Source organism: Mesorhizobium sp. M0292 (assembly GCF_040321695.1).
In the GTDB taxonomy this organism is placed as follows: domain Bacteria; phylum Pseudomonadota; class Alphaproteobacteria; order Rhizobiales; family Rhizobiaceae; genus Mesorhizobium.
Genome location: NZ_JAMYSB010000006.1, coordinates 358978 through 371116, shown reverse-complemented (window position 1 = coordinate 371116; position 12139 = coordinate 358978). Strand labels below are relative to the sequence as shown.

The following is a 12139-nucleotide window of genomic DNA, read 5'->3' as shown; positions in this document are numbered from 1 at the left end:
CAACTCCCAAATGCTCGAACCCTGATGCGATAGAAGCGTGATTTCGAGGTGGAGTAAATTGCGTTTCGTGCTCCGCAGCGGCGCGGGGAGGAATGTTTTTTCAGCGAAGCCGATGGTTCAGTCCGCGGCCGTGCCCCTGAGCAGCACATTCAGCCCGATCGCCATCACCTTGGCCGACTCCACCATATCAGAGATACCGACCCATTCGTCGGGCCGGTGGGCGAGGTCCAAAATGCCCGGGCCATAGGCGATGCAATCATAGATGTGGCCGATGCGGGCGATGTGCTTCTGGTCGTAAGTGCCTGGTGAAATGACATAATCCGGCTCACGGTCGAAGATCGCCATGATGCCTTGCGCCACCGCCTTGACCACCGGCGCGTCGCGCTCGGTCATCAGCGGCAGCACCTCCATCAGGTCGCGAATCTCGTAGTCGAACTTTTTGCGCTCGCGCTTCAGCCGGTCGAGGATATCGGTCACCTCGCTCTTGACCGTGGCAAGGTCTTCCTCGAGCAGGAAGCGGCGATCGATGGTAAGCCGGCAGGCGTCGGGCACGTTGGGTGAGGGCAGGCCGGGGCGGAAATCCTCGGTCTGGCCGCCATGGATCGAGTTGATGTTCATGGTCGAGCGCTTTGCGCCTTCGGGCACGACAGGCATGCGCGTCACCTTGCGATCGAGCGCCGGAAACAGTTCATCCTCGAAGGCCTGCAGCACGGCGCCCATATGGCGCACCGCATTGTCGCCGAGGAACGGCATCGAGCCATGCGCGATCTCGCCCTTGGTCTCGATCTCCGCCCACCAGACGCCGCGATGGCCAAGACAGATGCGGTCCTTGTTCAGCGGCTCGGGGATGATGACGTGGTCGACCTTGGGTTTCGAGAAATAGCCAAGCTTCGCCAGATGGGCGACGCCGCCGAAGCCGCCGGACTCTTCATCGACGGTGCCGGAGATTTCGATGGCGCCAGGAAAGTCGGGGAATACCTCCATGAAGGCTTCCGCCGCGATGATCGAGGCGGCCATGCCCCCTTTCATGTCGCAGGCGCCGCGGCCGTAGACCTTGCCGTCCTTCACCACCCCGGCAAAGGGATCGACGCTCCAGCCTTCGCCGGCTTCGACCACATCGATGTGCGAGTTGAAATGGACGCAGGCCCCAGGCGAGCGGCCGTCGAAGCGGGCGACGACATTGACGCGGGGATAGCGGTCGGTGTCGCCGGGCGTGCCTTCGGCGCGGATGAATTCGGTTTCGAAGCCAAGCCTGCCTAGGCGCGCACCGATATATTCGGCGCAGGGGCGATAGGCTTCGCCGGGCGGGTTGATGGTCGGGAAGCGGATCAGGTCGGCGGTCAGTGCGACCAGGTCATCAACACGGGCGTCTATCGCTTTGAAGAGTCGTTCGCTCATTCCCGGATTTGAGCAGGCAAGGGGGTGGTTTTGCAAGCATCGCGCCACTGGCGCCGAAACTTCGTGTCGCAGCGGCAACTATGGCGGGAAAATCGTTCAAATTCGCTGCTTTAGATTGGCGAATTTATCAAGGAGTGTGTGTTAGATCACTCACCTGTCGTTAAAAAGATGAAAAACCGCGTGATGACAGGGCAGGCAAGGGGCATCAAAGGGGTTTGATCTCATGACTAAAATCGTTCTCATGGCAGCTGCTTTTGCTGCGATGCTGTTCGGCACGTCCATCGAAAGCAGGGCTGCCTCGCTGGTGGCCAGCATCGACGTCTCGTCGCAGACCATGACCGTCAGCCAATACGGCCAGGTGCTTTATCGCTGGAGCGTGTCGACCGCGCGCAGCGGCTATTTCACGCCGCGCGGCACCTATCGGCCGCAACGCACGGCGCGGATGTGGTATTCGAAAAAATACCACATGTCGCCAATGCCTTACTCGGTGTTCTTCCATGGCGGCTACGCCATCCACGGCACCGGCGCGGTCAGGCAGCTAGGGCGTCCGGCATCGCATGGCTGCGTGCGGCTGCACACCGCCAATGCCGCGATGTTCTATGCGATGGTGCGCGAAGTCGGCTTCGGCAATACGCGGATCGTTGTGACGAACTGAGGCTTTCGACGACTTAAGATTGACGCTGCCCCTGGCCGGTGGCGTTGGCCTGTCCGCGCCGGCGGCGACGCCGGCCTGAGATTTCCCACCTTTTGTGGAACCACATCCACTGTCCCGGATCCTCGCGCACCCAGCGCTCGACCACGTCGGCGAGCAGTTGGGTGGTGGCCGCGACATCGACGCTGCCGCTTTCATTGCGCGGCAAGGTCAGCTTGTCCTCGATCTCGAGGCGGAAGCGGTTGCCAGGCAGCCGCACACATCGCGCCGGATAGACGTCGCAATCATAGTGACGGGCGAGCATGCCCAGAACCGGATTGCTCTGGCATGGGCGGTTAAAGAAGATTGTCTCCAGTCCGCTGGAGAATTTCTGGTCGACCAGCACGCCGATATTGCCGCCTTTCTCCAGAATCGACGCCAGCGCGAAGGAGGCGCCGGTCGAAGACGGCAGCAAGGCGCCCATGCTCGAACGCCGCGTCGAATGGATATAATCGGCGAGGTAAGGATTGTTCGGCGGACGAAACAGCGCCGTGATCTTCATGCCGAACGTCGCGGCAGCCACCGGCAGCAGTTCGAAATTGCCGAGATGGCCGGTGAACAGGATATGCGGTTTGTCCTCGCCAGCTATCTGATGGAAATGATCGGCGCCACCGACTTCGACGCGGCCGGGCGTCGCTGCCTTCGGATCATAATCGAAGAGCGCGTCAAGAAAGATGTATTCGGCGGCGAGCCGGGCCATGTTGCCCCACATGTCGGAGGCGATGGCCTCGATCTCGACATCGCTCTTTTCGGGATAGGCAAGGCGCAGATTGTCGATGGCGACACGGTGGCGCCCGACCCGCGGACCGATGCGCCGGGCCGCGCGGTCGGCGAAATTGAGCGCCCTGTCCGCGGGCAGGAGGCGCAGCAGCGAGATGATCGTCATCGCCACGCGCGCCACCAGCCAGTGCTCCATCTGGCGCAGTCTTCGGCCATAGCGGAACATGAAGTCCCGGCGGGCTTTTTTTAACACCTTGCCGACCATAGTCCTAAGAAACGCGCAGGATGATCTTGCCGAACACGTCGCGGCCTTCCATGCGCTTCAACGCGGCGTCGATGCCGTCGAAGCCGACTTCGGTGTCGATGACAGGTGCGACCTGTCCCGCCGCCATCTTCTGCATGGCGTTGGCCATGTTCTCCATGCGGCAGCCGAAGGACCCAAGCAGCTTCAGCTGCTGCTGGAACAGCTGCATCAGATTGATCTGCGTCGACACGCCGGAGGTCGAGCCGCAGGTGACCAGGCGGCCGCCGCGCTTGAGGCACAGCATCGAGGCGGCAAAGGTGTCGGCGCCGACATGTTCGAAGACGACGTCGACGCCCTTCTTCCTGGTGAGCTTGCGCACGACCCCTTCGAAACGATCGTCGCGGTAGTTGATGACATGCTCGGCGCCGAGCGCCTTGGCCTTGTCGATCTTGTCGTTGGAACCGACCGTGGTGATGATGGTGCAACCCATGCGCTTGGCCAGCTGGATCGCCGCCGAGCCGATGCCGGAGCCGCCGGCATGGATGAGGATGGTCTCGCCGGGCTGCAGCTTGGCATTGTCGAACAGCATGTGCTCGACGGTGCCGAAGGTAACGGGTGCGACAGCCGCGCCGACATCGGTCACGCCGGGAGGGGCAGGGACCAGCAGGCGCGCCGGCAGGTTGATCTTCTCCTGGGCAAAGCCATCGAGATGGAAGCCGTGGACGCCCGAGACATGTTCGCAGAGATTGTCGCGGCCTTCGCGGCAGGCGCGGCAAAGGCCGCAGGTGCGCGCGCCATAGATTGATACCAATTGTCCGGGCAGCAGGCTGGAGACGCCGGGGCCGACAGCTTCGACCTCGCCGGAGGCTTCGGCGCCGACGACCAGCGGCAGCTTACGCTTGGCGAAGGCCATGCCACGCCAGCCCCAGACGTCGATATGGTTCAGCGCCACCGCCTTGATGCGCAGCGTGACTTCGCCCAATGCGGGGGGCGGCGGGGGCGGCAGGTCCACCGTTTCAAGACGGCGGTCCTCGATAAGTTGCAGTGCGCGCATGGGGCCTGTCAGTTCAGTCTGGCTGAAAAAGGTCGCTTAGACCGGTTCCCGCGCCATGACAAGGCAAGTGTTCTGGCCGCCGAAGCCGAACGAGTTCGACAGAACGCTACGAACCTCGGCATTGCGCTTCTTGTTGGGCACCACGTCGAGCACGATTGCCGGGTCGGGATTGTCGTAGTTGATGGTCGGCGGAATGACGCTTTCGCGCATGGTCATCAGCGAAAACGCCGCTTCGACGGCGCCGGCCGCCGACAGCGTGTGGCCGATCATCGACTTGTTGGACGAGACCGGCATCGAGCCGATGCGATCGCCGAACACGGTCGACAGCGACAGATGCTCCATCTTGTCGTTTTCCGGTGTCGAGGTGCCGTGAGCGTTGACGTAGTCGATCTCGTCCTTGCTCAAGCCGGCATCGGCAAGGGCGGCGCGGACTGCTGCGATCGCCGGCGAACCGTCGGGCTTGGAACGGGTGCGATGGAAATCGTCGGCCTTTTCACCGCAGCCGCGCAGGATGCCGAGAACGCTGGCGCCCCGAGCAAGGGCTGCCTCAAGCGATTCCAGCACAAGAGCGCCGGAGCCTTCGGCCAGCACAAAGCCGTCGCGGTCCTTGGAGAAGGGTTTTGACGCCTTTTCAGGGATGTCATTGTGGGTCGACAGCGCCGAGAGCAACGAAAAGCGGATCAGCGCCTCGGCGGTTGCCGAACCGTCGGCGCCGATGGACAGCGCCCGGTCGCATTCGCCGCGGCGGATCGCTTCGACGCCGAGCTGGATGGCGGTGGCGCCCGAAGCGCAGGCCGTCGACAGCGTGATCGGCAGGCCGCGCGTGCCAAAGCGGTCGGCCAGCCGGTCGGCGATCGCGCCGAACTGGGTGCTTGCGAACGTATCTGTTTCCTTCAGCCCGCGCGCCACCCTGAGCAGCCTTTCGGCGCCGGCGCCTTTGGCGTCGGAATTGTAGAGCGCGAAGCGATCCTGCCAGTCGAGTTCGACCGGCGGCGAGGCGAGGAACAGAGGCCCGCCAAAATCAGAGGAATCGAGGCCGGATTCGGCCACCGCCTCCTTCGCTGCGGTTTCGGCCAGCTCGTAGGTCAGCAGGCTGGCGCCTTTCGAGCTTGAGTCGAGGAAATCGACCATACCGGAGATGCGGGTGTTGAGGTGGTCGACGGGAAAGCGGGTGATCGGGTGGATGCCCGATTTGCCGGAGGTCAGTGCCGCCCAATTGTCTGCCTTGCCGACGCCGAGCGAGGTTACCACGCCGATGCCGGTGACGGCGACGATCGGCCTGCCCATGTGATCTCTGAGATTGGCCATCCGGAACCTCTTAACTTTGCAGCATGATCGCGCAGCGCTGCTTCAAGCAGCGTTGACCAGCGCCATGCCCTCGAATTGGTGATAGCCGATCGCCGTTGCGAGCACGGTTTCGGGAATGCCTTCGAACGGCTTCTCGGCCGCGGCGTCGAACACGGGGTAGGCGGCCTTGCGGTCGACGGCCAGGGCGGCGAGGGCGACCGCGAATGGAAACTGCGCTTCCTTCATATGCCCGGTCAGCGTGGCGAAGCCGCGCGCCGATATCGCCGGATTGGCATCCAGCGCTGACTTTTCGGCTGACGTTGCGGTATGCGCCCCGGAGGCGCCCGACAGGGCCAGCAACTTGCCGTTCGGGAGAGCCGCCTGTTTGAGCAATGCCGCGATCTCGGCGTCAAGCTCGCCGCGCGAGCGCCGGGCGCGGCCTGAGACGACCGGTCCGAGCTCGGCATAGATTTTCCGCCCACGGCTTTGCGCGTGTTCGCGCTGCTCCAGCACCAGGAAGGCGCCACCGGAGCCGGAGACCAGGCCGCCGCCCTCGGCGCCCTGTCTCTGCCAGACCGGCTTCCATGGGCCGCGATGCAGATAACCGGCCAGCTCATAGCCGAGCAGCATGTCGGAATGTTCGGTCTGGAAGGCGCCGCCGACCAGTATGTGCGTCGACTGTCCGGAGCGGATGCGCGCGGCGGCGGTCTCGACGGCCGCGACGCCGGCACCTTCCTCGCCCATGAAGGTCCTCGACGACCCCGTCACCTTGTGGACGATGGAGATGTTGCCGGCGAGCAAATTGGAGAGCTGGGCCAGGAAAAGGGTCGGCCGCAATTCGGTGGTCAGTTTCTCGTTGAGCAGCACGTCGCGGTCGTTGCGGCTCTCGGACGCTGCGAGGATGGCGGCATCGACCGCCTCGTCCCGCTCGCCGCCGCCGGCGGCCACCACCATGTCCATCGTCGTGCAGAGATCGTCATTGCCCTTGATGCCGGCGTCATCCAGCGCCATGCCGGCGGCATAGGTGCCCAGCCTCTGCCAGGTTTCCATCTGCCGCTGGTCGCCGCGCTTGGCGATCTGCAGGTTCCAGTCGATCTCCGGCAGGGGATGCACGGTGTAGGGCGCAAAGCGTGCGGATTCGAGCACCGGCTGCAGGCCCGGCTGCGCCAGCTTCTGCCAGTGGGTATCCGGACCCTCTCCCAGCGAGGAGACAAGGCCGATACCGGTGATGACGACGTCGCGAGGGCTGCTCATGAGCGGCTTTGTGGGTCAGGCGGCGCAGCCCGTCAAGGCCGCGCGCCAGCCGATATCAGGCGGTCTTGGCGGCGACCAGCGCGTCGATCTTGGCGCACAGGTTCTTCATGACGAAGTAATCGTCGGTCGAAGCCTTGCCGTCATTGACTTCCTGGGTCCACTTTTCCAGCGGCACCTTGATGCCGAATTCCTTGTCGATGGCAAAGACGATATCGAGGAAATCGAGACTGTCGATTCCGAGATCGTCGATCGTGTGGCTCTCGGGAGTGATGGTGTCGATATCGATCTCGCTGGTGTCGGCAATGATCTTGGCGACTTTGTCGAACGTGGTGGACAAGGGCTCTTCCTTCGGTTGCGGGCGGAATCTGTCCGCATCTGGTTTGGGCGCTGTCTAATCGGTTTTTTCCGGCAGGAAAAGGCCTGATGCGCCGGGCGCAGATGGGATGGCCCTCCCGTGAAGACAAGAAGGGCCGCCCGACAAGCCGGCGGCCCTCCCAGTTGACGTTACGTCAGCTTAGTTTTCACGGAGCTTGACCACTGGCTTTCTCAGAACGTGACGCGGCCGAGCACGCGCAAGCCATCGCCCTGCGGCTCGACCACCACCGCTTCGCCCTCGCGCGGCGAGACGCCGGTCAGCGCGACGATGTTTTCGAGATGCGTGACCATGACCAGATTGTCGGAACCGGTGTAGGCGCGGATTTCCTTCATCACCGCGTCGAGCTGCGCGGCCTTCTCGGTCGGATCGCTCCTCAGGAGGTCGAGCGGCGCAAAAAGCTCCGGCTCCGCCTCGAAGGCGATGCGGGCGGTGTCGAGGCAGCGGCAATAGCGGCTGGACAGCACCCGCTCGATGGGGGCGGCGCGGGCGCCGAACAGCGCGCCGATCTTGCTCGCCTGCTGCTTGCCGCGCGCCGATAGATTGACCTGGGTGGCGCAGTTGTCGATGTCGAAATTGGCGGGGTCGGTGGTGCCGGTGACCAGTGCGTGGCGAAGCAGCACGACATGGCCGCCGTCACGCAGCAGCGCCCAGCCGGCGTCGGTCGCGTGGGCGACGGCGGGAACAGCAAGCAGGAACAGCGACAGCACAAATCGAATCATCGAAACCTTTCCGGGAGCCGGATGCCGCTCCGGTCATTCTGATATAGGGATCGGAAAGCCGGCACAAAGACAAGCGAAAGGCGAACCCTCGGTTCGCTTCACATTTTCGCCATTTGCTTCTTCGCCAGCTCGATCTTCTGATCGGTGAGCGGGATAGGGATCGTGTAGCCGGCTTCGGTGAAGCCCTGCTTGGCGTTCTCGAAGAATTCGATCGCCTTGAGATATTCCGGCTTGCCCGCGCCATAGCTGGCGCGGTTCCAGTGGACGTCGCCGATATTGTTCTGCTCGAAGGCCCACTGCAGCGGCTGACTTTCGCGCGTAAACACCTTCAGCGCCGCCGTGAACGCCGCTTCGGCGTCGTTGAGATATTTGTCGGTCCGCTGGAGATTGCCGAGATTGAGCAGGCTCATACCGATGCCATTTTGAGCGTTGGCCCAGTCGACCGGCGCGGCCTCGATGGTGAGTATTTCGAGCGCTGCCCGCCGCGCCGCAATCGAATCCTGCAGCGTCTTGGCATCGCCATTGCTCATGCTCAACCAGTGCAGCGTCGAGCCCAGGCCGGCCTGGGCCATTGCCCATTGCCGCGGGTTGGTCTCGCGCTTGTACTCGCGCAACGCATTGCCGTAGGCGTCGACCGCCTCGCTGTAATGCTCGGGCTTGTCGGTGACGCCGCCGAGAAGCTGCAGCGTGTTGCCGAGATTGTAGTAGCTCATCGCCCAGTCCTGCGGGAACTTCCGCCTGACATAGACCTGCCGTGCCGCCTGGAAGGCTGCCGCCGACTGTTCCAGCTTGGCCGCATCACGCGTGCGCTGGCCCAGCGTCTGATAGATCGAGCCGAGATTGTTCTGGGCTGACGCCCAGTCCATCGGGAAGCGCTTGCGGGTAAACACCGTCAGAGCGTCGTCATAGGCAGCAGCAGCTTCTTCGAGCGTAGCCGTGCCCATATCGAAGCGGGCGATACCGCTCAGCGCATTGCCCAGGTTGAGGCGGCTGGTCGCCCAGGACACCGGGAAAGTTTCGCGGGTTCGCACTTCCAGCGCGGCGCGAAACGCGTCGGCCGCCTCGTTGATCTTCGCCTTGTCGTTGAGCTGGATGCCAAGCGTGACCAGCGTGTTGCCGAGATTGTTCTCGATCATCGCCCATTCTACCGGCGTTTTTTCGCGCGTGTACTCCTCGAGCGCCAGCCGGTAGGCGGCTTTGGCCTGCTTCAGATGCTCGCCGGTGGGTTCGCGTTCGGAGAGCGCATAGAGGGCGAGGCCAAGATTGTTCTGCGAAGAGGCCCAGTCCAAAGGCAGCTTGTCGCGCGGGCGCTTCTCCAGCGTGGCGCGCATTGCCGCCACCGCATCGTTCAGGCGCTTGGGGTCGCTTTCGCGTTCGCCGATCTTAAGCAGCACATTGGCCAGGTTGTTCTGCGCAGCGGCCCAGTTGCGATCATCTTTCTCGCGCTCGAAAACGGCAAGCGAACCGCGGAAGATCTGCGCTGCCTCTTCCAGATGCGCGGTCTCGGTTTCGCGTTCGCCGATGGTTTGCAGCACGACCGCCATGTTGTTGCGAGTGATTGCCCAATCGCGGCTCTGTTCGCCATTGGGAATGAAGTTCAAGATGACATGATAGGCCTCGATGGACTGTTGTAGTGCATCGAGGTCGCCGGTGGCGTAGCCATAAGCGTTCAGCGCCTCGGCCTCCTGGTTCTTGTAGTTCCAGCGCAGCTTTTCGTCCCACTTCTCGACCAGCGAAAACGCCTTGGCGTAGTCGCTGGCGGCGGATTCGTAGTCGAAGACCAGCGCGGCGGCGTCGGCGCGTTTGGCATAGATGGCGGCGTCGGCGATGCGCTTCTGCCGGAGCAGGTCCTCGGCTTCGTCGACCGCACCGCTGTTTTCCTCGATCCGGCCGACCGCGTCGTCGAGGAATTTGCGCGCCGTCACCATGGCGCCCTGGCCTATGGCCTTGTCGGCGGATGCGACCAGGCGACTGATCTCGGGATCGTCGGTGCGTAATGCGGCGCGCTCGGCCATCATCTTCTTCAGACGCTCGGCCTGGCTGTCCAGCACCTTCTGCAGGTCGTTGGGATCCTCAGGGATCTTTTCCGTGCCGAGCGCCTTGAGCACGCCGTAGAGCGCGTCAAGGGGCACGCCGTCCTGCAGAGAAGCCAACTCCACCTGAGCCCGTTTGGGATCGGGCAGGTCGGAAATGGTCAGCAGCAATTGCCGCCGCTCACCGGTGATCAGCCCGTCGTCGCCGGTCGGTTCCGGCGGCGCGACGCCGAAATAGAGCAGGCGACGCAGACTCTCGCTGACCCAGGGGCGCTGCTTTGCCTTAGTGTCGAGATAGACCTCCTCGGTGACCATGCGCATGACCGAGCCGAATTCCGTGCCTTTCATCGCGGTGAGGTGGCGCAGCAGGGCGGCGGCGTAGGGGCTGTTTTCGCCGGCGGCGCCATCAAGTGCGGGTCGGCCCGGCTCGGCGGCGAAGCCGACCACGGTTCCCAGGCTGGCATCATCCAATGAGGCATCGGCGAGGGCTTTTGCGCCGCGCACCGGTTCCAGCCCGCCGGCGCCGACAGGCTCGGCGGAAGCCGTCGGCCCGCGTCGCACGACCGCGTCCGGCGGAAACGGGTTGGTGCGGCAGGCGTCAAGCAGCACGATCGTCACCGGCACGGTCTTTTTCAGCTCGTCCATAACGGCTGAAATCGGCACCAGCGCCTCACCGGCATTTTTCAGCGACGAGACGTCGGCGTCGACAGGCACCAGATAGTTCTCGCCGCCGGCCTCGATGCCGTGGCCGGAATAATAGATGAAGGCGACGTCGGCGCCTTCGGCATCCTCGACGAAGCGACCGAGATCGCGCTTCAGCTTGGCGGCATCGCGATCGGTGACGTTGCGGGCGTCGAAGCCGAGGTCGGTCAGCATCTTGGCCATGTCGCGGGCGTCGTTGGCCGGGTTGGCAAGGGCTGCGATGTGTTCGTATTTCGACTGGCCGATGATCAGCGCCACGCCCTTGAGACTTTTGGTCTCGGCGGCCTGGGCCTCAGATACGCCAAGGCAAAGCAGTATAGCGACGAAACCCGCCAGCCACCCCTGTCTGACCAGCCACACTTGTCTGACCGGCCACCCCTGTCTGAAATGACGCTGTTTCGGCGTCGCAACCATTCGCTGTGTGTCCGCCCTGATGATACCAAGCCTGTATAGCGCTGCCACCCGACCATTATCAAATTCAGGCGCCGGGCGGATCGAGGATCAGTTTCTGAAGATCATGGCGATTGCGCTGGAATCCGGGCTCGCCTATCCCTGAAAAATGTCTCCGCTCACCGAAACCGTTCTTTTCGTCTTCAGCCTCGTCGCGCTCGGCTATGTCACCGGGCTCACCGGCTATCTGAAACCGGCCAGCGGGGACGGCATCTCCGAATTCGCCATCAACGTCGCGATGCCGCTGCTGCTGTTTCGGACGATGGTGAATTCGGATTTCCACGGCGTGGCGCCCTGGTCGCTGTGGGGTGCTTATTTCGCGGCGGTTGCAATGACATGGGCCGCCGGCCATCTGGTGACGACACGGATCTTCGGGCGGGACGCGCGCACCGGCATCGTCGGTGGAGTGTCGTCATCCTTCTCGAATGTGGTGTTGCTGGGCATTCCCTTCGTTCTCGGCGTATTCGGGTCCAGCGGATTCGAAGTGCTGTCGCTGCTCGTTTCCGTGCATCTGCCGACCATGATGATGGCTTCGATCATCATGTTCGAGATATTTGGCCGCGGCGTCAGCGAGCCCGTACACCCGCTGCGCATCATCCAGAGCTTTCTGAGAAGACTGTTCACCAATCCGTTGATCATCGGCATCCTGGCCGGGCTGGCATGGCGCCTCACCGGCGCGCCGCTGCCGAACCTTGCCATGCGATTGGCCGATGCGCTGGCTAACACCGCCGGGCCGGTGGCGCTGTTCGCCATGGGGCTCAGCCTGCGCCGTTTCGGCATTTCCGGTAACATCCGACCGGCGCTGGCGCTGTCGACGCTGAAACTGTTCCTGATGCCGGCGCTGGTGCTCGGCCTGGTCTGGCTGTTTGGCCTGCCGCCCTTGACGGCCAAAGTGGCGGTCGTGGTGGCGGCGCTGCCGTCCGGCATCAATTCCTATCTCATCGCCGTGCAGTTCAACACCGGCCAGGCGTTGGCGTCGAACCAGATGACCATCGCCACGGCAAGCGCGGTTGTTACAACCGCCTTTTGGCTGACGGTGGTGGTGCATGTCTTTGGGTAGGCTTGGTCTTCTGTAAGGCTGGTCTTTGGCAAGGCTGGTCTTTGACAAGGCTGCGGCCCAAACTAATTTACATGTGAATTTTCTCTGGCGTTGGGCTGGCCCAAAGCCTATATGCCATCTTGCAATTGCTTGCCGGGCTTGCCCTAGGTAA

Annotated in this window: 10 protein-coding genes; 2 read left to right on the top strand and 8 right to left on the bottom strand. The window is 63.2% G+C overall.

Annotated elements, in window-relative coordinates; translation table 11 throughout:
- Nucleotides 1-117 precede the first annotated feature (117 nt).
- A complete protein-coding gene (locus tag NKI96_RS12895) occupies nucleotides 118-1398 on the bottom strand; it encodes an acetylornithine deacetylase/succinyl-diaminopimelate desuccinylase family protein (RefSeq protein WP_352711547.1) in 1281 nt (426 codons plus the stop codon).
- 223 nt (nucleotides 1399-1621) lie between these two features.
- Here NKI96_RS12895 and NKI96_RS12890 point away from each other — a divergent pair, with 223 nt between their 5' ends.
- On the top strand, nucleotides 1622-2053 hold the full coding sequence (locus tag NKI96_RS12890; protein WP_023681747.1) for a L,D-transpeptidase: 432 nt from the start codon (nucleotides 1622-1624) through the stop codon (nucleotides 2051-2053).
- Between the two features lie 13 nt (nucleotides 2054-2066).
- Here the strand turns inward: NKI96_RS12890 and NKI96_RS12885 are convergent, their stop codons facing one another.
- The 7 genes from NKI96_RS12885 to NKI96_RS12855 all read right to left on the bottom strand — a co-directional run bounded on the left by NKI96_RS12885 (nucleotide 2067) and on the right by NKI96_RS12855 (nucleotide 10838).
- Nucleotides 2067-3074: a lipid A biosynthesis lauroyl acyltransferase gene (locus NKI96_RS12885; RefSeq protein WP_352804676.1), complete on the bottom strand. Its 1008-nt coding sequence runs from the start codon at nucleotides 3072-3074 to the stop codon at nucleotides 2067-2069.
- Between the two features lie 4 nt (nucleotides 3075-3078).
- Complete coding sequence (locus NKI96_RS12880; RefSeq protein ID WP_023691042.1) at nucleotides 3079-4107, bottom strand: zinc-binding dehydrogenase; 1029 nt, start codon at nucleotides 4105-4107, stop codon at nucleotides 3079-3081.
- Nucleotides 4108-4143: 36 nt separating this feature from the next.
- Nucleotides 4144-5415: a beta-ketoacyl-ACP synthase gene (locus tag NKI96_RS12875; RefSeq protein WP_023691043.1), complete on the bottom strand. Its 1272-nt coding sequence runs from the start codon at nucleotides 5413-5415 to the stop codon at nucleotides 4144-4146.
- 42 nt (nucleotides 5416-5457) lie between these two features.
- Nucleotides 5458-6648: a beta-ketoacyl-ACP synthase gene (locus NKI96_RS12870; protein WP_023681743.1), complete on the bottom strand. Its 1191-nt coding sequence runs from the start codon at nucleotides 6646-6648 to the stop codon at nucleotides 5458-5460.
- Between the two features lie 55 nt (nucleotides 6649-6703).
- Entirely contained in the window at nucleotides 6704-6985 is a 282-nt protein-coding gene (locus NKI96_RS12865) for an acyl carrier protein (protein ID WP_010909964.1), read from the bottom strand.
- Between the two features lie 209 nt (nucleotides 6986-7194).
- A complete protein-coding gene (locus tag NKI96_RS12860) occupies nucleotides 7195-7743 on the bottom strand; it encodes a histidine phosphatase family protein (protein ID WP_023691044.1) in 549 nt (182 codons plus the stop codon).
- A 98-nt stretch (nucleotides 7744-7841) separates the two neighbouring features.
- A complete protein-coding gene (locus NKI96_RS12855) occupies nucleotides 7842-10838 on the bottom strand; it encodes a caspase family protein (protein WP_023691045.1) in 2997 nt (998 codons plus the stop codon).
- Nucleotides 10839-11037: 199 nt separating this feature from the next.
- Between NKI96_RS12855 and NKI96_RS12850 the strand changes: the two genes are divergently transcribed.
- Nucleotides 11038-11988 (top strand): AEC family transporter, encoded by a 951-nt coding sequence (locus tag NKI96_RS12850; protein WP_023833822.1) that lies wholly within the window; start codon nucleotides 11038-11040, stop codon nucleotides 11986-11988.
- Nucleotides 11989-12139: the final 151 nt, after the last annotated feature.